Below are 22,996 nucleotides of genomic sequence, written 5' to 3' on the forward strand. Positions count from 1 at the left end.
TTTTTGTGATAATTATAATACTTTACTTAAGAATGCTTTCGTCCGTTCTTCCTTTGGATGTTCGAATAATTCAATTGGGACATTTTCTTCAACAATTAAGCCGCCGTCCATGAAGATTACGCGATCGCCCACTTCTTTAGCAAAGCCCATTTCATGGGTGACCACGACCATTGTCATCCCTTCTTTAGCAAGCTGCTTCATGACTTCGAGTACCTCACCGACCATTTCCGGGTCGAGGGCAGACGTTGGTTCATCAAACAGCATGATTTTCGGTTCCATTGCGAGCGCCCTTGCAATCGCTACCCGTTGCTTTTGCCCGCCGGATAAAGAATCAGGGTAGGCCTCGGCCTTGTCCTCTAATCCTACTTTCCGTAAAAGCTCTAATCCTTTTGCCCTTGCCTTTTCTGCTGGTACATTCCTTACCTTCATAGGGGCAAGCATAATATTTTCAATCACCTTTTTATGCGGAAATAGATTGAATTGCTGAAACACCATTCCCACTTCGGTTCGGACTTTGTTGATATCCGTTTGCTTGTCCGTTAAGTCAACACCTTCAATACATACATGGCCGCCAGTGATGGTCTCAAGCATATTTAGACAACGAAGGAAAGTGGATTTCCCTGAGCCTGAAGGTCCAATGACAACTACAACTTCTTGCGGCTTAACAGTAACATTGATGTCCTTCAGTACTTCATTACTACCAAATGACTTTTTCAAATTTCTTACTTCAATCATTCTGTTGCCAACCTCCTTTCAAGACGTGATAACAGGAAGCTTAAAGAGAGAGTTAACACGAGATAAATAACAGCAGCCGTTATATATGGCTCCCAAACCCGGAAATACTGTCCTTGCATAGCTCTTCCCCAATACATTAATTCTGGGGCGGCAATTAAAGCGGCCAGTGACGATTCCTTAATGAGTACAATAAATTCATTTCCTAAAGGTGGAATCATTCGTTTAAACGCTTGGGGCAGGATGATATTCCACATGGATTGGGCGTGAGTCATCCCTAATGATCGAGCAGCTTCCATCTGCCCTCGATCAATAGACTGAATGCCAGCACGGAAAATCTCCGAAATATAGGCTGCAGCATTTAATGAAAGAGTGACAATGGCTGCAGCAATAGCGTTTGTACTCCCAGTGAATAAAGGTACGACTGCAAAATGAATTAATAGAATTTGCACGAGTAATGGAGTACCACGAAAAAAGGTGATATAAATACTAAAAGGTAAGGCTAAAAGCTTGTTCCTCATCATTTTTCCTAGACCGATTAATAGCCCCAGGACCGTTCCAATTATTATACTGGCGATTGAAAGACCAATAGTTAGTAACGTCCCCTTTAGAAAAAAAGGAGCGTACTCAGCTAAAATATCCCAACGAAAATCCATCATTTGATCCCCCTATACAGACATGATGCTCCCTATGCATCGAGTGCGGTTGTTAGACAGTGTTGCAAAAATAACCAAAAATTGCGTAACTGCTAGTTTTGAAGAGTTACGCAATTTTATCAGTTCTTATTATTGTTGGTCTTTTAAAATTTGAGTATCTGGATCTACCTTAAACCATTTCTTGTAAATTTTCGCGTATGTTCCGTTATCAATAACTTCCTTAATTGCTTTATCAAGGTCTGCCTTAAGCTTGCTTCCCTTTGGCATCATTAACCCGTAAAATTCTTTTGCAAATGCATTAGAATCTTCGATAACAACGAACTTATCTTTCGGATTATTTTTCACATATTGTTCAACAACGGTATTATCAGCAACAACGGCGTCTGCCCCGCCACTCTTTAATTCAAGAATCGCTAGATTATTATTTTCAAACTTTTTAATTTTCTCATTATTTTTACCTAGAAGCCCTTCAACTGCTTCTTGTCCAGTCGTTGCGTTTTGAACAGCAATTGTCTTACCATTCTTTAAATCTGCTGCACTCTTAATATCGCTGCCTTCTGGAACGAGGATCTTATTGGTAGATAAGAAGTACGGCACAGTAAAGTCATAGGATTGCTTCCGCTCATCGTTAATTGTGATGGCAGAGATACCAAGATCAGCAGTCTTCTTGTCTAGCTCCACAAATAATGGATCCCAGCCTACATGTTCCACCTTGATCTTAAGACCCGCTTCCTTAGCCACTGCGTTAATAAAATCAATATCAAATCCTACAACTTCTCCCTTATCCTGGTATTCAAAAGGTGCATAAGCTGCATCGGTAACGACTCTTAATGTCTTTTCTCCCTCGCCTCCTGTTTTACTTGTCCCACAGGCTGATAGAATCAAGAGAAATGCCACCATGAAAACTGTTGAAACTAATTTTAATTTCTTCATTTCTAGACCTCCATTATTTTTTTATAAAAACAATTTTACCAAATAATAATAATATTTTGAATATAAATGATTATAACTTTTTTTGTGTATATATTCAATCGTTATAATTTTCTTACTATAGTAATACACTAATGAACTACCGTAATAAAGTCTTCTTGAAATTAGGCATTCGCCGTTACAGCCCGAAAGTCCCGGCATAATTTATAGGGTATATATCATGTTAGGAGAGATGCCCAATGAACCCTTATAGTTATTATCAACACCCACAAATGCCGATTGAGTATCATAGCTATGTTCCAGCTGAGCAAATGACTTCTTATGTATCACACGATCCTTATGTAACACACGACCCTTATGCAACGCAAATTCAATATGACCCCAATCGCCAGCCTCAACAGCTTGAGCGTCGAGTCAATCAGCTTGAAAGACAAAATGAGCGTCAGGAAAGAGAGATTAACCAGCTTCAACGAGATGTTAATCAGCTTCAACGCCGTCTACAACGAGTGAATCAACGTGTTCGCATTCTCGAAAGAAGATTTAACATCCCATTCACTCCATTTGATGGAGAGTATTAAAGATATTAAAGGAGAACTAGGCGTACGTTAAGCCTGGTTCTTTTTTAATATAAATCTTACATAGTTATAAGCGTTTCTCCCATTGATTATCACCCATTTGAGAAATCCTGTTACCTTTCCTTACACAGTTACTGACAAAGGGTACAAATTCAGATAAGTTTTTCAATATAAACACAGAGAGGAAGATCCTATATGTATCAAAGACAAGAGATTCAATTAGCTGAAAAGATTCTTCAGTTAGATAGGTTACGAGATGAATTGTACGAAGAACTAATGAAGGTCATGGGCTCCCAAGCAAACGACCTATTAAGAAAACTACAAAATTATTAGAATCATGAGGAGGGGAAAAATTGGCCACTCATTTACGAAAAGGTCTCGAACGGCTAAAACATTTTTATATAAAAAAATTAATGGAGTCGGAACAACAAAGCGGCACACCCGCCAAGGAGCTTCATTCCCTTACCATCAGAGAACTCTCAAATCTTTATAAAAAAACATACCCCACTAATAAGTAGTATCACTTCTACTCATATTACCTTTTCAAAATAAATTATGCATTATAGTACCAAAGTCCAGTCCGATGTGAGAAAATCTAACATATAATGTAGTGTATATCGAATTTTCCAACTATAAAACGAACGGGTGTGGTGAGAGGCTAAAATGGGAAAAGATTTGTCTTATAAAGATAAGAAGGTAATCACCATTGGAATTGTTAGAGATCTTACTGGTCTTTCAGAAAGACAAATAAGATATTACGAAGAGCGGAAACTTATTTTTCCTGAAAGATCAGCAGGAGGCAGCCGAAAATTCTCTTTTTCCGATGTTGAATTGTTAATGGAAATCGCCAATAAAATCGAAGACGGTATTCAAACTCATGAAATTAGAAAAGAAATGCTTCGCGATCAAAAGAAAATCAACCAGGATGCGATTCGTCGGAAGATGATCCAAGGACAGTTGAATGCTCAATTTGGTATTCGGAAAAATTAAATCCCTATTTATTGCCTTGACTCCTTGTTAGGAGCAAGGTTTTTTTATGCTTAGATTCCCCTATCAACCTACAAGAATAGCTCATCCTTCAAAAACTATGTTAGATAACCTTACAAACTTATAGATTCAACCACTTATTCATGTAAAAATACAACTACACTAAATGTTATAAAAATTAACATTATTCTAAAGGGGGAGAAAAATGGATACTTTATTTTTAATGAACAGTTTATGGGTAATGGTTAGTGCTGTACTCGTTATTTTAATGATCGGAGGGTTCATCCTTCTTGAAACCGGATCAACAAGAATGAAGAATGCAGGACATATTGCTGGGAAAACCATCCTTACCTTTGGAATAAGCTCCATTGTGTTTTGGGCAGTAGGGTATGGATTGATTTTTGGGAAAGGGAATCCCATCATTGGTTTTTCCGACTTCTTATATTCTGGGTATGATATCAAAGGCTTATCATTATCTGGCTCGGTTTTCTTTTTATTCCAATTAGCTTTTGCAGGAATTTCATTAACCATCGCATTTGGCGGATTTGCTGAACGTGCTAAATTGAGTGCCTACCTGGTCTTCGCCGTACTTTTCTCGGTTATCGTCTACCCTCCAATCGCTCACTGGATTTGGGGAGGCGGCTGGTTAGCTGAACATGGAAAGCAGGATTTTGCAGGTTCAACGGTTGTTCACTTAACAGGAGCAATGGCAGCTCTTGCGGCTACTATTCTCTTAAAACCTCGGATTGGGAAGTTTAATAAAGATGGTTCAGCCAATAACCTTTCTGGTCATAACCAAGTCTTCACTGCGTTAAGCGTATTACTTTTATGGGTAGGCTGGTTTGGATTTAATGCAGGTAGTACCCTATCGGTTGACAAAGGATTTTTCGGATTCGTAGCCATTAATACAAATCTAGCAGCTGCAGCTGGAACGGTTGCTGCCATGATTATTTCTTGGATAGTATTGGGTAAAGCTGATGTACCTATGATGTTAAACGGCGCGTTAGCCGGTTTAGTTGCTATTACAGCCTCTTGTGCATTTGTTGATACATGGGCTGCTGTTCTTATCGGCTTTATTTCCGGCATTCTAGTTTTTTATAGCATTCGATTCTTTGAAAGCAGAGGAATTGATGATCCGATAGCAGCCTTGTCTGTGCACGGAACGGCTGGTGTATGGGGGACCCTATCCACTGGGTTCTTTGCAACAAAAGAATTAGCTACTGTTGGAAAGCCAGGGTTATTTTACGGAGGAGGATTCCACCAGCTGGGCGTTCAAGCACTTGGCGTATTCACTTGTGCAGCCTTCGCCTTCATTGTTTCGTTTATCTTACTCGCCCTAATGAAAAAGTTTATGAATGGATTGCGTGTAACAGAGGAAGAGGAGATCATCGGCCTCGATATGAGCGAGCATGGCAGCTATGGATACCCAGAATTGCTAACAACTGAGCAAAAGGTAAAAGCTCAATAAGAAAAGCGGAAGCGCCTTGATCAGCCCCGACAGGCAAATGTTCTTCGGCAAGAAAAGTCGTTCTTTGACTTTACTTGCCGAAGGTTATTTGACCCGAGGGGCTAGGCGCTGGAGCTAGACAATTCTCGAAGTAGAATTTTAAACTTTTGTTTTTAATTACTTCAGTTGGCGAGACTGATCCCCTTCTTGTGGGTCAGCCTCTGCCTTTTTCATTTTTGAAAGGAGGTGGTAAGAATGGATTCTACATCATACGAAAACATAGGAAATTATAGAAAGTCTCATATACTACAAGTCTCACATGATCATTTTCAATTAAACAAACTACACCATCAAATTTTGACTAAAGTTTTAGAAACAGCCATCAACCAAGTTTCTATTCGCTATGGCCCACCGCCCTCTCCCTTCTCTTTCTTTGTCATGGGCAGTGCTGGCCGCCAAGAGCAATCGATTTGGAGCGACCAGGATCATGGAATCGTTTATCAGGATCTAAGTGAGGAGGGAAGGTCCTACTTTTTGACACTTGGAAAAGAAATCTCAAAAGGGCTTTATCAAGCTGGCTATCCTTATTGTGACGGGGGAATCATGGCAGGTAATCCCTTTTGGTGTAAATCCATATTCGAATGGCAGGAACAACTTGCGAACTGGACATTGGAAGCCTCCTGGGAGTCCATCAGATATTTGCTGATTTTTCTTGATGCTCGGTCTGTTTATGGTGAAGGTGAGTATGTGAGAGTGTTAAAAAGCCAAATCTATCAAACGATTAACAAAAATCATCTTCATACAAAATTACTCAACAATACATCGCATCTGAAAAAAGGAATAAATGTGTTAGGGCAGCTTTTAGTAGAGACACATGGCCCCCATACAGGTTCATTAAACCTGAAAGAACTCGGCTTTCTACCCTATGTAAATGCCGTACGGTTGGCAGCTATTAAAGAGAAGGTGTTGGAAACATCCACTCTAGCGCGATTAGAAAAAATACATGCGATATGGATATCTAATAAAGAAAGAGAGTACTATATCAATCAATTTTCACAGTTGCTTAACTACCGGCTTTTATTTTGTCATTCAAGCGATTATGATTCCGGTCACTACTTGCCCATCAACCGTTTATCGAAGGATCAAACGAAAGAGATAAAAGAAATCATAAAGAGTGGAGCCACCCTCTATCATACCGTTAGAAAGTTACTAGAGAAGGAAGATGATTATGGGGATGAATGAGATGATCCAATTTTTCAAACAAATATCGGGTAAGCTGAGTCCTACTATTTATGCAGGGGTACAAGGGCAATCGACCCCACAGCAAATCGCTTTTCTTAGACAGTTACAAAGAGAAATGAAACAAAAAAGCACCTTAGACTCCCCTCTTAACGAATTGAAAGTAGTCGTGTTTGATTTAGAAACGACTGGATTTTATCCCGAAAAGGGGGATCAAGTGATTTCAATTGGGGCTGTGAAGATGGTGGGTTGCCAAATCAAAGAGAAAAACACATTCTATTCCTTAGTTCAATCGGACCTTCCGCTTTCAGAGGAAATTTCTACACTTACTAATATCCAAGAATCGGAGTTGCGAGTAGCACCGCCTGCATCAGATGTCTTAATCCAATTTATCCAATTTATTAATAGTGATATTTTGATCGCACACCATGCAAATCATGAACAATCCTTTATGCAAAAAATGACTTGGGACCTATTACGAACAAAATTTAATCACCGAATTATAGATACCTCGTTCTTAATTCGACTTTTTAACCCTTCTATCAAGTCTTTACCCCTTGAAGAGGTTTGTACTCAATGTGGAATTGAAGTAAGAAATCGGCATCACGCCCTCGGGGATGCGATGATGACGGCACAAATTTGGGGTTATTTTTTGCAGCAGGCCCAAATAAAAGGATTTCGTAATTTACAGGAGGTTTATGAATACCTCGCTAAAATAGGTTAATAGAAAACACTATCCTAAAAGTGTTTTCTTCTATCATTATCATTAATATTTTTAATCATTTCAATCGCGACCCTCCTATATTTTTTCGCCCCTCCTCTCTATTTAAAAAATTTTTTCAAAATTTTTTTCCCTCCTTTTTCCTATAAGAACAAGAATGAAAACGCTACCAATTATTTTGACTGTTTTGAATTGTCAGATTTTAATGTTGACCATGTTATCTTTTGGTTGTATGATTATCGAAAATAATCATCTAAACATTTACACAGCCTTTGCACATCACGTTTTCAACGATGGGCAAGGGAATTCTTTTTAAAAAAATATTTAATCATTTAAAGCGGTTTATCCCGCATTAACGGGCAGTAAATTTTCATTATAATAATAAAACCAAGAAGCATAGATGAAATAACTGCCCGTAAATGCCCGATTGGTTCAACTAACAATCATTGGGAAAAAGCCCCCAATGATTGAAGTTTCACGTTATCACTAAAGAGGAGTGGTTAGGTTGGGAAGTCAATGGATATTCCTTGGCGGCGAGTTCGTCAAGAAAGAGGATGCTGTTATTTCAGTATATGATCATGGTTTTTTATATGGAGACGGAGTATTTGAAGGTATTCGCGTATACAGCGGAAACGTCTTTAGACTCGACGCCCACCTTAAAAGACTGTACGAATCAGCTCAATCCATTATGCTGAATATTCCATATACACAGGAGGAAATGACGCAATTAGTTGTTGAGACCGTTAGAAAAAATCAGTTGGACAGCGCCTATATTCGTGTCGTTGTTTCACGTGGTAGAGGAAATTTAGGCCTGGACCCTTCATCCTGCTCCAATCCAAACGTAATCATTATTGCTGAGGAACTAACCATGTATCCAAAGGAATTTTACGAAAATGGAATTAAAATAGCCTCCGTAGCGAGCAGAAGGAATCGCCCAGATGTACTAAGTCCACAAATTAAATCGCTTAATTACTTAAATAATATCCTTGTTAAATTAGAAGCCAATCAAGTAGGGGTTCAGGAAGCCCTCATGTTGAATGACCAAGGTTATGTAACTGAAGGATCTGCTGACAATATCTTCATTGTAAAGAATGGTGTCATTTACACCCCTCCTGTCTATTTAGGAGCTTTAGAAGGAATTACCCGTAACGCCATCATTGATGTGGCAAGAGCCAAAGGGTACGAGGTGAGAGAATTACCGTTTACCAGACATGATGTGTATGTGGCCGATGAGGTGTTCTTAACGGGAACAGCAGTAGAAGTCATTGCCGTTATTGAAGTCGATCAACGGGTCATCAAAAATGGGATACCTGGTGAAGTTACAAATGAACTATTAAAAGAATTTAGACGAATTGTCACAACAGACGGAGTGGCTTGTTACCCTGAAGGTGCAAACCATGCCATTGTCAGTTAGGAGATAGATACATGCGAAGCGATATGATTAAAAAGGGAATTGACCGTGCCCCCCACCGCAGCCTTTTATATGCAACTGGGGTAAAAACGAGTGATTTAGAAAAACCGTTTATCGGAGTTTGCAACTCGTTTATTGAAATTATTCCCGGACATAAACACCTTAATCATTTCGGTGAGATTGTAAAAGAGGCCATCCGTGAAGCTGGTGGAATTCCTTTTGAATTTAATACGATTGGCGTTGATGACGGAATAGCGATGGGACATATCGGCATGCGCTATTCCCTCCCAAGCCGTGAAATTATTGCCGATAGTGCCGAAACAGTGATTAATGCCCACTGGTTCGATGGTGTGTTTTACATTCCAAACTGTGACAAGATCACACCAGGAATGCTGATGGCTGCAGCAAGAACGAATGTCCCATCTGTTTTTGTTTCAGGTGGTCCAATGGAAGCTGGCGTCTCTCCTTCCACAGGGAAAAACCTTTCCCTGACTTCTGTATTTGAGGGTGTTGGTGCCTACCATAACGGCACCATTAGTCAGCAGCAGCTTCTTGAAATTGAAACTGAAGCCTGCCCAACTTGTGGTTCTTGTTCTGGAATGTTTACAGCTAACTCCATGAACTGCCTCATGGAAGTGTTAGGAATGACGGTACCTGGAAACGGAACGATCGTGGCTACTTCTGAAGAAAGACACGAATTGATTCGTCAGGCAGCTAGACATTTAATTGACCTGGTGAAAAATGATATTCGTCCACGTGACATTATAACGAGAGAAGCCATTGATAATGCTTTTGCTTTAGATATGGCAATGGGTGGCTCAACGAACACTGTATTACACACATTAGCTATTGCCCATGAAGCCGGTATCGATTACGATCTTCGCGAGATTAATAAAATTGCTGAAAGAGTTCCTTATCTTTCTAAGATTATGCCAGCATCCGATTATTCGATGGATGATGTTCACCGGGCCGGCGGGGTTAGCGCGATTATCAACGAGCTTTATAAAGTCGAAGGTGCGCTACATAAAGACTGCTTAACCATTACCGGAAAAACGCTTGAAGAAAATGTGAAAGATGCAACAATCACCAATGAAATGGTTATTCGTACGAAAGATAATCCATATAGTCCTGTAGGGGGCCTTTCCATCCTATATGGAAACATTGCTCCAGATGGTGGCGTCATTAAGGTTGGTGCTGTTGATCCTTCGATTAAAACATTCCTAGGAGAAGCAATCGTATTTGAATCCCAGGATGAAGCATTAGAAAGCATTCATAACGGAACGGTTAAAGCCGGCCATGTAGTGGTCATCCGCTACGAAGGTCCAAAAGGTGGTCCAGGAATGCCGGAAATGTTAGCTCCTACCTCCGCTATTATGGGCCGAGGCTTAGGAAAAGAAGTTGCCCTCATCACAGACGGTCGTTTCTCAGGTGCGAGCCGCGGAATTTCTATCGGTCATATCTCGCCTGAAGCAGCAGAAGGCGGACCGATTGGCCTTGTTGAAAATGGTGACAAAATCTTAATTGATTTAGAAGCGCGTTCAATTGAACTACTTGTTGATGAAGAAGTGTTAACAGCTAGACTTGCTGCATGGGTGAAGCCAGAACCAAAAATTAAATCTGGCTATCTAGCAAAATATGCAAAGCTTGTTACCTCTGCTAATACTGGCGGGGTTATGAAAATATAAGATTTCGCAAAAGTTCTATAGATAAAAGGGATTCTCTAGTACCCCTCCCCTTCCACAGAGAAGTAAAGGTACTAAACCATTCGTTCAATCCTTGACAACCAAATACGATAAATCGATGACGGGAAAAAAGGAATAAGAATATGCATTTTCAGAGAGCTGGGGTTGCTGGAAGCCCAGTAATGCACCTTATTCCGACATCATCCCTGAGTATTGGGCTGAACGGTTACACTTAGTAGGCTCAATCAGGTGTTGTTTCTTAACACCTGTTACCAAAAGAAGCGTTATTCTATTTGTTGTCGCTTCATAAGGCGGTATTCGTGAGAATGCTGTAAAACCGGGTGGTACCGAGAAAAAGAAGGCCTTTTCTCCCCGATTATTCTGCTATTGATGTTCTTCATTGCAGTCTATTCGGGGAAAACAGGGCCTTTTTTACTATTTTTGAGAACATTTAATCTTTATCTACACATTTTTGCAATTTATCTACAAATCTTCCAAAGAGTTGAGAAACTCGACCTACTTTATTTTACAAAACCACAGCCATACGCTGAGTTTTTCTAATATTCAAATATCCACAAGGAGGGATTACGACGTGAAAGTAGAAGCAAAAAAGCTGGAATTCCAAACCAGTACTGAACCCAAAACTGGTGCCGACCTTCTAATCGATTTATTGAAGCAGGAAGGTGTTGATACGTTATTTGGGTATCCGGGAGGTGCAGTCCTTCCGATCTATGATGCCATCTATCGGGCAAAAGGAACCATCAACCACATCCTTTTCCGGCACGAGCAAGGTATGATTCATGCTGCTGAAGGATATGCCCGGATTACTGGAAGACCTGGAGTAGTCATTGCCACTTCAGGACCAGGAGCTACTAACCTGGTTACTGGAATTACAGATGCTATGATGGATTCCCTGCCACTCGTGGTATTTACCGGGCAGGTTGCACGAAGTGTCATCGGAACAGATGCCTTCCAGGAAGCTGATGTGATGGCTATTACAACACCAATCACCAAACATAACTACCAAGTGCAATCCATAGCCGATTTGCCAAGAATCGTGAAGGAAGCTTTCCATATTGCTTCTACCGGCCGACCAGGTCCAGTCTTAGTCGATATTCCAAAAGATATCTCAGCAGGAGTATTAACAGAAGAACCAAAAGAAGCGAGTATTCATTTACCAGGCTACCAGCCAACTACCAAACCAAATCCTTTGCAGATTAAAAAACTGGCCGACTCTATTTCTAAAGCAAAGAAACCTGTTGTACTTGCTGGAGCTGGAGTTCTTCACGGAAAGGCTTCAGCTGAACTGACTGCATTTGCTGAAAAATACGATCTTCCGGTGGTCACCACACTACTAGGATTAGGTGCCTTCCCTGCTGACAGCCCTCTCTCTTTAGGAATGGGTGGAATGCACGGAACGTATGCGGCAAACATGGCTTTGCATGATTGTGATTTACTTATCAATTTTGGCGCACGGTTTGATGATCGCTTAACAGGCAATCTGAAACACTTTGCACCACATGCAAAGGTAGCTCATATCGACATTGATCCTGCCGAAATTGGAAAAAACATACCAACTCAAATTCCAATTGTTTCTGATACACGCGAGGCGTTAATGGAATTAGCACAGCATGAAGTCGAACAACCGGAACACCAATCATGGCTTGCAACCCTCCAACAGTATAAACAGGAATATCCGCTTTGGTATAAGCATGATCCAAACGGAATGTGTCCACAGTGGGTCATTGAAGCCGTGCATAAGGTAACAAATGGAAACGCCATTGTTGCAACCGACGTAGGTCAGCATCAAATGTGGGCTGCACAGTATTACACCTTTAAGCAACCGCATCGCTGGATTACATCAGGTGGACTTGGAACCATGGGATTTGGCTTCCCTGCAGCCATTGGAGCACAAATTGCCTCACCAGAAAGTACAGTTGTTGCAATTGTAGGAGACGGCGGTTTCCAAATGACCCTTCAGGAATTATCGGTCATTTATGAAAGAAACCTTCCTGTAAAAATCATCATCGTTAATAACGGGGCACTCGGAATGGTTCGCCAATGGCAAGAACTACTCCATGGAAACCGTATTTCTGAATCTATCCTTCATACCCAGCCTGATTTCGTCAAGCTGGCTGAAAGCTACTCGATTCGCGGTGTTAAGGTGAACACTCAGGAAGAACTCATTACTGTCTTACCAGAAGTTTTTGCACACAATGGCCCAGTTCTTGTTGATTGCCGCGTGCTTCAACAGGAAAAAGTGTTTCCAATGATTGCACCAGGCAAAGGAATCCATGAAATGATTGGGGTGAAACCATGAAACGGATCATAACAGCCACTGTTCAAGACCGAAGCGGTGTACTAAACCGGGTCACTGGCCTCCTTCAAAGACGTCAATTCAATATTTCAAGCATCTCTGTTGGGCCGACTGAAACAGAAGGCGTCTCCAAAATGACCTTAGTTGTCGAAGTCGAAGACGACCAACGTCTTGAACAAGTGACGAAACAATTAAACAAGCAAATTGATGTATTGAAAGTCTCTGATATTACGGAAAAAGCGATTGTTGCTAGAGAGCTCGCTCTCATTAAAGTAGCCAGCAGCAGTCAGCTCCGCAGCGAGATCAACGGAATTATTGATCCGTTCCGTGCCTTAATTATTGATGTTAGCAAAGATAGTCTAGCCGTCCAGATCACTGGCCGTCCTGATAAAATCGATGCCTTGATAGAGCTGCTCCGTCCATACGGCATTAAAGAAATTGCTAGAACTGGACTGACCGCCCTCCAACGAGGTCATCAGCCACAAGTAAACGAACTAGCTACTTACTCACTATTAAAATAAAAACTATTCCTGAAAGGATGATTCATAATGGTAAAAGTACTTTATAACGGAGATATTCAAGAGGCAGTTTTACAAGGGAAAAAGATTGCAGTAATCGGATATGGTTCACAAGGTCATGCACATGCCCTGAACTTAAAAGAAAGCGGCTTTGATGTAGTGGTTGGTCTAAGAGGCGGTAAATCATGGGATAAGGCAGTTGAAGATGGAGTTGATGTTCGTTCAGTTGCAGAGGCAACAGCTGTTGCAGATGTGGTCATGGTTCTTCTTCCAGACGAAATGCAACCTAAAGTGTACGAAGAAAGTATCAAACCAAATCTAGAAGCAGGAAACGCTCTTGTTTTTGCCCACGGCTTTAACGTTCACTTTAGCCAAATCGTTCCTCCAGAAGATGTGGACGTATTCCTAGTAGCACCTAAAGGTCCAGGACATTTAGTACGACGCACATATACAGAAGGCGCTGGTGTTCCTGCCCTTTATGCGGTTTACCAAGACTACACTGGTCAAGCGCGTGAAGTAGCTCTTGCTTACGCCAAAGGAATTGGTTCTGCTCGTGCAGGCGTGTTAGAAACGACTTTCCAAGAAGAAACAGAAACAGATTTATTCGGAGAACAGGCTGTCCTTTGCGGTGGTACAACTGCCCTAATTAAAGCAGGCTTTGAAACTCTAGTAGAAGCTGGATACCAGCCTGAAGTTGCGTACTTCGAGTGTTTACATGAATTGAAATTAATCGTGGACCTTTTATACGAAGGTGGATTTGAAAACATGCGTTACTCGATTTCTGACACAGCACAATGGGGAGATTTCGTTTCAGGACCACGTGTGGTAAATGAAGATACAAAAGCCCGTATGAAGGAAGTATTAAAAGATATCCAAACTGGTGTGTTTGCAAAAGGCTGGATCCTTGAAAACCAAGCAAATCGCCCACAATTCAACGCCATCAACCGCGCTGAAAACAATCACCAAATCGAGACTGTTGGCAGAGAGCTTCGTGCATTAATGCCTTTCATTAAAAAGCCAGTAAATGCAAAGAAAGAAGTGGTGGTAAATGGTTCACGTTAACATCTTTGATACAACCTTACGCGATGGTGAGCAGTCCCCAGGTGTGAATTTAAACCAGCTCGAAAAGTTAGAAATTGCGAGACAGCTTGAACGATTTGGTGTAGATATTATGGAGGCCGGCTTCCCGGCTTCCTCACAAGGAGATTTTGAAGCAGTACGAGCGATTGCCCAAACAATTAAAAACGCATCCGTCACAGGCTTGGCACGCGCGACAAAATCAGACATTGACATTGCGTGGGATGCCTTAAAAGATGCAGCTGAGCCAAGATTGCATGTGTTTCTTGCTACCTCCCCTATCCATATGAAATATAAATTAATGAAGACACCGGAACAAGTGACACAAACGGCGGTCGATATGGTCGCATATGCACGCCAAAGATTCCCGCAGATAGAATGGTCTGCAGAGGATGCTTCCCGCTCTGACCTTGATTTTCTCGTTCAGATTATTACTAAGGTTATCGATGCAGGAGCAACCGTCATCAACCTTCCAGATACAGTTGGTTATACCACACCGGAAGAATATGGTCGCATGTTCCGCTACATTAGAGAAAACGTACCTAATATTCATAAAGTAGCCCTATCCTGTCACTGTCACGATGACCTAGGTATGGCGGTAGCTAATAGCCTTGCTGCCATAGAGAATGGAGTGACCCAAGTAGAGGGCACGATTAACGGAATTGGTGAACGGGCTGGTAACGCTTCTCTAGAGGAGATTGCTGTAGCCTTAAACATCCGAAAAGATAAGTATCCTTACACAACGAATCTAGTATTAAAAGAAATCAAACGTACGAGCGATCTTGTCAGCCGCTTTACAGGCATGTTGGTTCCTCCTAACAAAGCGGTTGTTGGAAAAAATGCCTTCGCCCATGAGTCAGGAATTCACCAGGATGGCGTGTTAAAAAACACCTTAACCTATGAAATTATTACACCTGAATTAGTTGGGGTTAAATCCAATGATTTAGTCCTTGGAAAACACTCCGGCAGACATGCATTTAAAGACAAAATTGAGCAAATGGGCTATACCCTTTCTCCTGAAAAACTAGGTGAAGCCTTCACTGCTTTTAAACAATTAACCGACCGAAAAAAAGAAGTAACGGACGAGGATTTATTTACAATTTTAACTGATATCCAAACAACATCAGTAGATGTGAAAAAATACGAGCTTGTTGCTTTCCAAGTACAATACGGTTCAGCCAATCTCCCTACTGCGACGGTAGCGTTAACTACTCCAGAAGGAATCCGTGTAGAAACCGCGCGTACAGGGTCAGGAAGTGTTGAGGCGCTAATGAACACATTAGAAGCCCTCATTAAAGAAGAAATTCATCTTACTGATTTTAGATTGAGTTCAGTTGGCCAAGGCCGCGATGCCCTAGCAGAAGTTCACGTGAAAATGACCGTTAACGGTACCAAAGTCAGCGGCCGCGGCTCAGCACAGGACGTCTTAGAAGCATCAGCCAAGTCATTCTTAAACGCAGTCAACCGTGTATTTTATACCCACAAAGCATTAGTGAAAGAAACAGCTATTTCTTAAGCTATGTTAAGGAACAATGTTGACTTTTAAACCCTGTTGATAGGAGTGGAAGGCACGAAGACTCCTGTGGGAGTATGGTTCAGGGGAGACCCCGCAGGCGCAAGCGCCGAGGAGGCTCGCCGAAACACCCACGGAAAGCGAAGTGCCTGGAGCGGAAATCAACAGGCCATTTTAACAAAGCTTTTTCTTAAAAGCTAGGGTGTATTTCAATGCCCTTATCTTACAAAAATTGAGGAGGTTGCTCTAATGAAAAAACATATTGTCTTACTTCCTGGTGATGGAATCGGTAAGGAAGTCATTCATTCAGCAAGAGAAGTATTAAGTGCCTTAGCAGAAGAATATAATCATTCATTCAGCTTTGAGACTCATGAAATCGGAGGAGCAGCCATTGATCTTTACGGCACTCCCCTTCCAGAATCAACTGTTGATGCCTGTAAACAGGCAGATGCTGTACTACTTGGAGCAGTAGGTGGGCCTAAATGGGATCAGAACCCTTCCCATCTACGACCAGAACGTGGCTTGCTTGGCATTCGAAAGGCCCTTGATTTATATGCAAACTTACGGCCAATCAAGGGATTTAAAAATCTCCTCCATGCATCACCATTAAAGGAAGAAGTAGTATCTGGCAGCGACCTCCTTATTGTACGTGAATTAACTGGCGGCCTTTACTTCGGGACACCAAGTGAACGCCGTGACAACGGAAACGCAGTAGTAGACACACTTGCTTACACACGTAAAGAGATTGAAAGAATTGTAGATAAAGGCTTCCAAGCTGCCCAGCAGCGGCGCGGTCACTTAACTTCTGTTGACAAGGCAAATGTCCTTGAATCAAGTAAGTTATGGCGCGAAGTGGTCGAGGAGAAAAAGGCTCAATATCCGGATGTTGCAGTTGAACATGTGTTAGTTGATGCAGCTGCAATGAAATTGATTACAAGCCCGACTCACTTTGACGTCATCGTTACTGAGAATCTATTCGGAGACATCTTAAGTGATGAAGCATCCGTCCTAACCGGTTCGCTCGGCATGCTTCCATCTGCCAGCTTACGTGAAGATGGGGTGGGCCTTTATGAACCTGTTCATGGCTCCGCACCTGATATCGCTGGAAAAGGAGTGGCTAATCCAGTTGCGATGATTTTATCAGCTGCTCTCATGCTACGTTATTCCTTCCAATTGGATGATGAAGCGAAGGTCATTGAAGACGCGGTTCAGTCTGTACTTGATGCTGGCTTCCATACGGGGGATCTCCAAGTGACAGATGGGCGCCTTGTAGGAACAGTAGAAATGACAAAACTGATTGTAGATTACATTAAATCGCAAAACGCATCCAAGTGTATCGCCAGCTGTTATTTTTAATAGGTGAATCAGAATCCGTCAGGCTTGTTCTTTAACAATTGCCTGGCGGATTTCCTGCAAATTTTTCAATAGCAAAAATCTATGAACGTGAGGAAGGAAGCTATGCAAACACCAAAAAATATTATCCAAAAAATTTGGGAACAGCATGTAGTCCATCAAGAGGAAGGAAAACCGGATTTATTATATATCGATTTACACCTCGTACATGAAGTGACCTCTCCTCAAGCATTTGAGGGCTTACGAATAAATGGACGTAAAGTCCGCCGTCCGGATCTTACTTACGCAACGATGGACCATAATGTTCCTACCCGACAACGTCTTGTCATTAATGACCCAATCTCTAAAAAGCAAATCGATACCTTACAGGAAAACTGTCAGGAATTCGGTATTACACTTGCTGATATTCATCATCCCGATAATGGTATTGTCCATGTCATTGGTCCTGAGCTTGGCCTCACCCAGCCTGGAAAAACGATTGTTTGCGGGGATAGTCACACCTCTACACATGGTGCATTTGGAGCCCTTGCCTTTGGAATTGGTACAAGTGAAGTAGAACATGTACTTGCCACTCAAACGCTTTGGCAGGCACCGCCAAAAACTCTTAATGTAAAAGTAAACGGCAAACTTGGGATTGGTGTAACAGCAAAGGACCTCATTCTAGCCATCATCGGCAAGTTCGGCGTCCAATTTGGAACGGGTTATGTGATGGAATACACAGGTGAAGCGATTCGCTCCTTATCCATGGAAGAGCGAATGACTGTCTGCAATATGTCAATTGAGGCTGGTGCGAGAGCGGGTCTGATCACTCCTGATGAAACTACGTTTGAGTATTTACGCGGACGCCGCCATGTGCCACAAGGAGAAGCATTTGAAGAAGCTGTTGCTAAGTGGCAATCACTTGCGACAGACGAAGGCGCAGCTTATGATGCTGTGGTTGAAATTGATGCAGCGGAAGTCGAGCCACAGGTGACGTGGGGAACAAACCCTGGCATGTGCATTCCTGTTACAGCTAACGTTCCAAGCCCAGATGATGTTGATAGACCAAGCGAGCAGGACGAAATTAACCGGGCTCTTGAATATATGGGACTTACGGCTGGAGAACCTATCTCCAACGTTAAAATTGACCATGTTTTCATTGGTTCGTGTACAAACTCCAGGTTAAGCGACTTACGAAAAGCAGCTGAAGTCTTGCGCGGCAGAAAGGTTAGCCCTTCTGTTACCGCTATCGTGGTACCCGGTTCGTTTAGTATAAAACTGGCTGCAGAGAAGGAAGGCTTGGATGTCATCTTTAAAGAGGCAGGCTTTGAATGGCGAGAGGCCGGCTGCAGTATGTGTTTAGCAATGAATGATGATATCGTTCCGGCAGGCGAGCGCTGTGCCTCCACTTCTAACCGAAACTTTGAAGGGCGACAAGGAAATGGCGCACGGACCCATTTGGTCAGTCCAGAAATGGCTGCAGCTGCTGCAGTTGCAGGTCATTTTGTTGATGTCCGTCAATTCACTGCTCAGGAGGTTATGTAGCATATGGAACCACTACGCATTCACCAAGGACTTGTTTGCCCATTAAACAGGCCTAATGTAGATACAGATCAAATTATTCCGAAGCAATTTTTGAAGCGAATTGAACGCAGTGGCTTTGGTCAATACCTCTTTTATCATTGGCGCTTTGATGATGCGGGCAATTTACGGCCTGATTTCCCTTTGAATCTGCCAAAATATCAGGGTGCCTCCATCTTGGTTGCTGGTGAGAACTTCGGTTGCGGCTCATCCCGTGAGCATGCACCATGGGCCGTGCAGGATTTTGGCTTTAAGGTAATCATCGCACCAAGCTACGCCGATATTTTTAAAAATAACTGTGTAAAAAATGGAATTCTAGCCGTTCAAGCAAGTGAATCACAGGTACAAACCATTATGAAAAACGCTGAAGCCGAGGGCTACAAGCTAACAGTCAATCTTGAGGAACAAAGAGTGTTTGACAACTCGGGATTCGAGATGACTTTTGATATCGCTCCGTATCCTAAACAAATGCTTCTTAACGGTTGGGATGAGATTGGGGTTACTTTAACCTATGAGGATAAAATCAAGCAATATGAATTAGAAAGATAAGTTGAAATGAGCTTGGAAAACAAGCTCATTTTTCTTTACTCCACTAAGAAAAGCACAAGCTCCTTGGTCATCCAATTAAAAAGACGGGTTGATTTAGCGGAGCATAGAAAGACCTTGTCGCACTTAAGAGTACAAAAGTCCTTATCCTTTAGTAGCCAGTCAACCTTGTAATGGGCATTAATCTGACTCCATTTACTGGTCGTGCTCTTTTTCTCTTTGCTCGGGCATTAGAAACTCCTTCTATTTACCGGTCGAGAGCTTTTTCCACTACCATGGGCATAAGAACCTTCCCCTATTTACCAGTCGCTCTCTTTTTCCTTTACCACGGGCATTAGAACCTTCTTCTATTTACCGGTCGCTCTCTTTTCCTTTACCACGGGCATTAGAAACTCCTTCTATTTACCGGTCGCTCTCTTTTCCTTTACCACGGGCATTAGAAACTTCTTCTATTTACCGATCGCGCTCCTTTCCTTTACCACGGGCATTAGAAACTTCCCCTATTTACCTGTCGCGCTCTTTTTCCTTTACCACGGGCATTAGAAACTCCTTCAATTTACCGCTAGCGCACTTTTTTTCTTAGCTCGGGCATTAGAACCTTCCCCTATTTACCGATCGTGCTCTTTTTCCCTTTGCTCGGGCATTAGAACCTTCCCCTATTTACCGGTCGCGCTCTTTTTTTCTTAGCTCGGGCATTAGAACCTTCTTCTATTTACCGGTCAGGCTTCTTTCCATTGGATCGAGACATAAAATACCAAACTACACAGGACTATGGCTGCAAAATTTTATCTTTTATTACATTTAAAAAAAGCTTCACTCCATTCTGGAGCAAAGCACTAATCTCAAAGCTTATCTAAAATATTTTTATTATCCGATTCCTCATCAAAGGAAAGTACATCCTCCACCGGCTGGTACGACTCACCATAGAAATGCTTATCCTTATAGGTGTGGATCATGTCATATGTTTTTTTCATCGCTTCAAAAATCATTTCTTCTGACTCATCATTTGGTGCCCAGTACAGGATTTCCATCCTGTTAATTTCATTTGTTGCCAAAGACCTTCTCTCATAACCAATCGACACAGCATGCTCGAATTTTTCCCGCTTATAAAAATGGAGCCTTTTTTCAGTATCGGTATCCCCATAATTAACTGGTTCTACTTCAAGGATGATTGGCTTTCTTTTCTGTTTCAACTTTTCCAATAGTTTATGTCCTAGTCCCTCACCGCGGGCATTTTTGGATACAAATAAATAATCGATAAAAATAAAATTATCTAGTTCAACATACATCAAGACATGATTAGGCCCTTCATCTTTATGATAGATTTCGGAACGTTCTTTCAGCAGGGTCTCCATGTGCTCTCGTGATTTCATCTCTTCGAGAGGAAAATATTGATTCAACTTTTCATACCAATGCATGGGATTCCCCTTTCATTCTTTCACTTACTCTAAAATTCAGGTAACTGATCGAGATTGTTTTCCTTGATACCATCAGGTTCACTTCGGATAATATCTCTACCATATTTATGAAAGACATCAACGTGCGCCACTTTTCCAGCCTTCGCTTCATCCAAGGCTGTTACATAGTCCAATTCTCGACCAGTATTTGTTTTAAAAGCAATAATATCTCCATCCTCATTTTTTCTAACGGCAACAAACGCTTCCTTACCATCAGAATTACTCAGATTTGCCTCGAGCATGGCTTCTTGTTCACTTTGCTGCTTATATTCTTGATAAATCTTTTCAAAATCCTGTTGTTCCATTGATTCCACCTCCGAACATTTGTTAGTATTTTTCCTTTATAAAAAATTATCCCTCGACCTGAAATTGTCAAAAACTGTTCATACTTGTATTCCCCTAATAAATTCCACCTCAAACCTCACGTGGTATAATTTACCTAATTGAGGTGATAAAATGGAACCGTCAGAAGGAAATGCATGGTTTTACATTCGAGATCATCAACAACAGGGACCTGTAGGTACATTTGAATTAAAAAAATTGTTGGAACAAGGTATTTTAACAGCAGAATCGTTTATATGGACAAAGGAATTAGAAGGTTGGCAAATGGTGAAAAGCCTTAACCTATTTCCTGACTCTATGGTGAATTCAAGAATGAAGGAAGAAACTCCACGTAGTACCTTAGCCGGTGACTGGGAGGAAGTCAAAAAAGACACGTATCCCAATGGAAGACCGATTGTCCGTTACCTGGCACGATTTTTTGATCTTTCCTTGTTTTCATTGTTTCTCATTACATTGGTATCCGTCTTTTCTCCAAGATTTATCGTTGAATCTTCAGGCATCGCCATTTTTATGTTCAGTCTGGTTCTCTATATTTTAGTAGAGGCCTCCATTCTCTCTATTTTTGGAAATACCTTAGGTAAGACCATACTTCATGCAAGGCTGCGAATGGTCAATGGCGAACATATTGACTTTTTTACGGCTCTTAAGCGAAGTATCTTTGTAACAGCAGCCGGAATGGGGTTTGGAATCCCCTTAATAAATTTCATTTGCTTTTATTTTTCCTATTTCGATCTTAGAAAAAATGGAAGGTCCACATGGGACAATCAGATAGGTACAGTCGTTTTATACGGCAAAGTAAGTTTCGCACGGATCGTATTCGTCAGTTTGTTTCCGATTTCTCTACTAGTCGCTGGACTGATCATCTGAAGTGAATAATTTTGTGAATGATTGAACAAAAAATTTAAGCCACCATAATTTCAAAAACAAAAGCCCTCCATAATCAAAAATGGAAGGGCTTTCAATTAAAATTAACGTCCACTTTAGACGGACATTTGTCCACGATTGGTACCTGACACCTCTTTAACATTTTTCAAAATGAGAAACATGATATAGATGATGATGATATTGAGTAGTAGAATCAGTTCCAACTCCACTGGGCTGACTTCTATTCCGTTGTACCTTTGTAGGATGATCATTGCTGAAAGAGCTGTAAGTAGGGTAAGTTCCTTGATTGTTATGATAGAAGCTAATAGGTAGCCAAACGGTTTTCGTTTGATTAATAGAACGCCCGCCAATATGCCTGTTGGAACAACTAATCCTAAGTCTAATGCCTGAATGACAAGAGTTGTATATTGGTCAATTCCTTTTGGAGGAGTCTGGCTGAATAGTGGTGGAACTATTTTTCCGACCCACATAAACCCAAACATACAAGCAATAGCAATCAAGATGCTACCAATAAATTTTACTGGAAGTTTATCATGAAAATATAGAGGGACGGTTAAAATGTCAAACGACATCAACGATAGGATAAAGGCAAAAAAACTTGCTGACATAATCATCACATAAATGAGAAACATCGAGTTATACATGGATAGAAAGGAATAGGAAGCATAGGTGTATAAAAAATACCCTAGGGTTCCTGACAGGAGTAATTTGCCTCTAAAGAGCCCTTTCCAAGCCAAGAAAATGGAAATGAACAATAAAGGAACCCCTACAATCAAGGTAACGATGTCCTGTGCAATCGCTTGAATTGCCATGGCCGCGGAATCATGCTGATATAGTCCCTTTCCATAAATATTGATAGTTTCTCCAAATATGGACTTGTATTCGTACGTACCAGGGCCTTGACTTGAAAAGATTGCGTAAGATGTTGCTATAATTGAAAAAATGATGATAATGAGGACCAGAATGCTAATGGGGCGATGATATATCATTTCACGCTTTTTCATTTTGAGACCTCCTTTCTCTTCTCAAGAAGATGATTCTCCTCAAT

The 22,996-nt window shown here is 41.4% G+C and carries 22 protein-coding genes; 16 read left to right on the top strand and 6 right to left on the bottom strand.

Annotated elements, in window-relative coordinates:
• Positions 1–12: 12 nt before the first annotated feature.
• The 3 genes from RCG25_RS22200 to RCG25_RS22210 all read right to left on the bottom strand — a co-directional run bounded on the left by RCG25_RS22200 (position 13) and on the right by RCG25_RS22210 (position 2,321).
• A complete protein-coding gene (locus RCG25_RS22200; RefSeq protein WP_308080987.1) occupies positions 13–735 on the bottom strand; it encodes an amino acid ABC transporter ATP-binding protein in 723 nt (240 codons plus the stop codon).
• Complete coding sequence (locus RCG25_RS22205; protein WP_308084251.1) at positions 732–1,388, bottom strand: amino acid ABC transporter permease; 657 nt, start codon at positions 1,386–1,388, stop codon at positions 732–734. Before RCG25_RS22205 ends, RCG25_RS22200 begins: the two co-directional genes overlap by 4 nt.
• 129 nt (positions 1,389–1,517) lie before the next feature.
• Positions 1,518–2,321, bottom strand: coding sequence for a basic amino acid ABC transporter substrate-binding protein (locus RCG25_RS22210; protein ID WP_308080988.1), 804 nt, complete (start codon positions 2,319–2,321; stop codon positions 1,518–1,520).
• A gap of 236 nt (positions 2,322–2,557) precedes the next feature.
• On the opposite strand from RCG25_RS22210, the gene RCG25_RS22215 reads away from it, so the two are divergent.
• The 15 genes from RCG25_RS22215 to leuD all read left to right on the top strand — a co-directional run bounded on the left by RCG25_RS22215 (position 2,558) and on the right by leuD (position 19,267).
• On the top strand, positions 2,558–2,896 hold the full coding sequence (locus tag RCG25_RS22215; RefSeq protein ID WP_308080989.1) for a hypothetical protein: 339 nt from the start codon (positions 2,558–2,560) through the stop codon (positions 2,894–2,896).
• 192 nt (positions 2,897–3,088) lie between these two features.
• The gene (locus RCG25_RS22220; protein ID WP_308080990.1) at positions 3,089–3,226 is read left to right on the top strand and encodes a hypothetical protein; all 138 of its coding nucleotides are present in this window, start codon (positions 3,089–3,091) and stop codon (positions 3,224–3,226) included.
• A gap of 330 nt (positions 3,227–3,556) precedes the next feature.
• On the top strand, positions 3,557–3,883 hold the full coding sequence (locus RCG25_RS22225; protein WP_308080991.1) for a MerR family transcriptional regulator: 327 nt from the start codon (positions 3,557–3,559) through the stop codon (positions 3,881–3,883).
• A 202-nt stretch (positions 3,884–4,085) separates the two neighbouring features.
• Positions 4,086–5,348: an ammonium transporter gene (locus RCG25_RS22230; protein WP_308080992.1), complete on the top strand. Its 1,263-nt coding sequence runs from the start codon at positions 4,086–4,088 to the stop codon at positions 5,346–5,348.
• Positions 5,349–5,582: 234 nt separating this feature from the next.
• Positions 5,583–6,569 carry a DUF294 nucleotidyltransferase-like domain-containing protein gene (locus RCG25_RS22235; protein ID WP_308080993.1) on the top strand — a complete coding sequence of 329 codons (987 nt, stop codon included), beginning with the start codon at positions 5,583–5,585 and terminating at the stop codon, positions 6,567–6,569.
• On the top strand, positions 6,556–7,290 hold the full coding sequence (locus RCG25_RS22240; protein WP_308080994.1) for an exonuclease domain-containing protein: 735 nt from the start codon (positions 6,556–6,558) through the stop codon (positions 7,288–7,290). Before RCG25_RS22235 ends, RCG25_RS22240 begins: the two co-directional genes overlap by 14 nt.
• A gap of 502 nt (positions 7,291–7,792) precedes the next feature.
• Positions 7,793–8,701 (top strand): branched-chain-amino-acid transaminase, encoded by a 909-nt coding sequence (gene ilvE, locus RCG25_RS22245; RefSeq protein WP_308080995.1) that lies wholly within the window; start codon positions 7,793–7,795, stop codon positions 8,699–8,701.
• An 11-nt stretch (positions 8,702–8,712) separates the two neighbouring features.
• Complete coding sequence (gene ilvD, locus RCG25_RS22250; RefSeq protein ID WP_308080996.1) at positions 8,713–10,383, top strand: dihydroxy-acid dehydratase; 1,671 nt, start codon at positions 8,713–8,715, stop codon at positions 10,381–10,383.
• 589 nt (positions 10,384–10,972) lie between these two features.
• The gene (ilvB, locus tag RCG25_RS22255) at positions 10,973–12,700 is read left to right on the top strand and encodes an acetolactate synthase large subunit (protein ID WP_308080997.1); all 1,728 of its coding nucleotides are present in this window, start codon (positions 10,973–10,975) and stop codon (positions 12,698–12,700) included.
• Positions 12,697–13,218: an acetolactate synthase small subunit gene (ilvN, locus tag RCG25_RS22260; protein ID WP_308080998.1), complete on the top strand. Its 522-nt coding sequence runs from the start codon at positions 12,697–12,699 to the stop codon at positions 13,216–13,218. The genes ilvB and ilvN overlap by 4 nt, the downstream gene beginning before the upstream one ends.
• Before the next feature lie 27 nt (positions 13,219–13,245).
• Positions 13,246–14,277 carry a ketol-acid reductoisomerase gene (gene ilvC / locus RCG25_RS22265; protein WP_308080999.1) on the top strand — a complete coding sequence of 344 codons (1,032 nt, stop codon included), beginning with the start codon at positions 13,246–13,248 and terminating at the stop codon, positions 14,275–14,277.
• A complete protein-coding gene (locus tag RCG25_RS22270) occupies positions 14,264–15,808 on the top strand; it encodes a 2-isopropylmalate synthase (protein WP_308081000.1) in 1,545 nt (514 codons plus the stop codon). The genes ilvC and RCG25_RS22270 overlap by 14 nt, the downstream gene beginning before the upstream one ends.
• Positions 15,809–16,054: 246 nt before the next feature.
• Entirely contained in the window at positions 16,055–17,161 is a 1,107-nt protein-coding gene (gene leuB / locus RCG25_RS22275) for a 3-isopropylmalate dehydrogenase (RefSeq protein ID WP_308081001.1), read from the top strand.
• A gap of 102 nt (positions 17,162–17,263) precedes the next feature.
• Positions 17,264–18,682 carry a 3-isopropylmalate dehydratase large subunit gene (leuC, locus tag RCG25_RS22280; RefSeq protein WP_308081002.1) on the top strand — a complete coding sequence of 473 codons (1,419 nt, stop codon included), beginning with the start codon at positions 17,264–17,266 and terminating at the stop codon, positions 18,680–18,682.
• A 3-nt stretch (positions 18,683–18,685) separates the two neighbouring features.
• Positions 18,686–19,267 carry a 3-isopropylmalate dehydratase small subunit gene (gene leuD / locus RCG25_RS22285; protein ID WP_308081003.1) on the top strand — a complete coding sequence of 194 codons (582 nt, stop codon included), beginning with the start codon at positions 18,686–18,688 and terminating at the stop codon, positions 19,265–19,267.
• An 839-nt stretch (positions 19,268–20,106) separates the two neighbouring features.
• Here the strand turns inward: leuD and RCG25_RS22290 are convergent.
• Together RCG25_RS22290 and RCG25_RS22295 are read right to left on the bottom strand one after the other, a co-directional pair.
• The gene (locus RCG25_RS22290) at positions 20,107–20,682 is read right to left on the bottom strand and encodes a GNAT family N-acetyltransferase (protein WP_308081004.1); all 576 of its coding nucleotides are present in this window, start codon (positions 20,680–20,682) and stop codon (positions 20,107–20,109) included.
• Positions 20,683–20,711: 29 nt separating this feature from the next.
• Positions 20,712–21,026, bottom strand: coding sequence for a DUF3892 domain-containing protein (locus RCG25_RS22295; RefSeq protein WP_308081005.1), 315 nt, complete (start codon positions 21,024–21,026; stop codon positions 20,712–20,714).
• Positions 21,027–21,177: 151 nt separating this feature from the next.
• Between RCG25_RS22295 and RCG25_RS22300 the strand changes: the two genes are divergently transcribed.
• Complete coding sequence (locus RCG25_RS22300) at positions 21,178–21,930, top strand: RDD family protein (protein ID WP_308081006.1); 753 nt, start codon at positions 21,178–21,180, stop codon at positions 21,928–21,930.
• Positions 21,931–22,043: 113 nt separating this feature from the next.
• Here RCG25_RS22300 and RCG25_RS22305 read toward each other — a convergent pair whose 3' ends face one another.
• Positions 22,044–22,952: a hypothetical protein gene (locus RCG25_RS22305; protein WP_308081007.1), complete on the bottom strand. Its 909-nt coding sequence runs from the start codon at positions 22,950–22,952 to the stop codon at positions 22,044–22,046.
• Positions 22,953–22,996 lie beyond the last annotated feature (44 nt).

The sequence above is a fragment of the Neobacillus sp. PS2-9 genome, assembly GCF_030915525.1.
Classification (GTDB): Bacteria; Bacillota; Bacilli; order Bacillales; family Cytobacillaceae; genus Neobacillus.

Bases quoted from the DNA above. Each gene is read 5' to 3' on its own strand.
- ilvC (WP_308080999.1), top strand. From the start codon at position 13,246: ATGGTAAAAGTACTTTATAACGGAGATATTCAAGAGGCAGTTTTACAA.
- RCG25_RS22240 (WP_308080994.1), top strand. From the start codon at position 6,556: ATGGGGATGAATGAGATGATCCAATTTTTCAAACAAATATCGGGTAAG.
- RCG25_RS22210 (WP_308080988.1), bottom strand. From the start codon at position 2,321: ATGAAGAAATTAAAATTAGTTTCAACAGTTTTCATGGTGGCATTTCTC.
- RCG25_RS22235 (WP_308080993.1), top strand. From the start codon at position 5,583: ATGGATTCTACATCATACGAAAACATAGGAAATTATAGAAAGTCTCAT.
- RCG25_RS22230 (WP_308080992.1), top strand. From the start codon at position 4,086: ATGGATACTTTATTTTTAATGAACAGTTTATGGGTAATGGTTAGTGCT.
- RCG25_RS22225 (WP_308080991.1), top strand. From the start codon at position 3,557: ATGGGAAAAGATTTGTCTTATAAAGATAAGAAGGTAATCACCATTGGA.
- leuB (WP_308081001.1), top strand. From the start codon at position 16,055: ATGAAAAAACATATTGTCTTACTTCCTGGTGATGGAATCGGTAAGGAA.
- RCG25_RS22205 (WP_308084251.1), bottom strand. From the start codon at position 1,388: ATGGATTTTCGTTGGGATATTTTAGCTGAGTACGCTCCTTTTTTTCTA.
- RCG25_RS22215 (WP_308080989.1), top strand. From the start codon at position 2,558: ATGAACCCTTATAGTTATTATCAACACCCACAAATGCCGATTGAGTAT.
- RCG25_RS22270 (WP_308081000.1), top strand. From the start codon at position 14,264: ATGGTTCACGTTAACATCTTTGATACAACCTTACGCGATGGTGAGCAG.
- RCG25_RS22305 (WP_308081007.1), bottom strand. From the start codon at position 22,952: ATGAAAAAGCGTGAAATGATATATCATCGCCCCATTAGCATTCTGGTC.
- RCG25_RS22220 (WP_308080990.1), top strand. From the start codon at position 3,089: ATGTATCAAAGACAAGAGATTCAATTAGCTGAAAAGATTCTTCAGTTA.
- RCG25_RS22290 (WP_308081004.1), bottom strand. From the start codon at position 20,682: ATGCATTGGTATGAAAAGTTGAATCAATATTTTCCTCTCGAAGAGATG.
- ilvD (WP_308080996.1), top strand. From the start codon at position 8,713: ATGCGAAGCGATATGATTAAAAAGGGAATTGACCGTGCCCCCCACCGC.
- RCG25_RS22300 (WP_308081006.1), top strand. From the start codon at position 21,178: ATGGAACCGTCAGAAGGAAATGCATGGTTTTACATTCGAGATCATCAA.
- leuD (WP_308081003.1), top strand. From the start codon at position 18,686: ATGGAACCACTACGCATTCACCAAGGACTTGTTTGCCCATTAAACAGG.
- leuC (WP_308081002.1), top strand. From the start codon at position 17,264: ATGCAAACACCAAAAAATATTATCCAAAAAATTTGGGAACAGCATGTA.
- RCG25_RS22200 (WP_308080987.1), bottom strand. From the start codon at position 735: ATGATTGAAGTAAGAAATTTGAAAAAGTCATTTGGTAGTAATGAAGTA.
- ilvN (WP_308080998.1), top strand. From the start codon at position 12,697: ATGAAACGGATCATAACAGCCACTGTTCAAGACCGAAGCGGTGTACTA.
- RCG25_RS22295 (WP_308081005.1), bottom strand. From the start codon at position 21,026: ATGGAACAACAGGATTTTGAAAAGATTTATCAAGAATATAAGCAGCAA.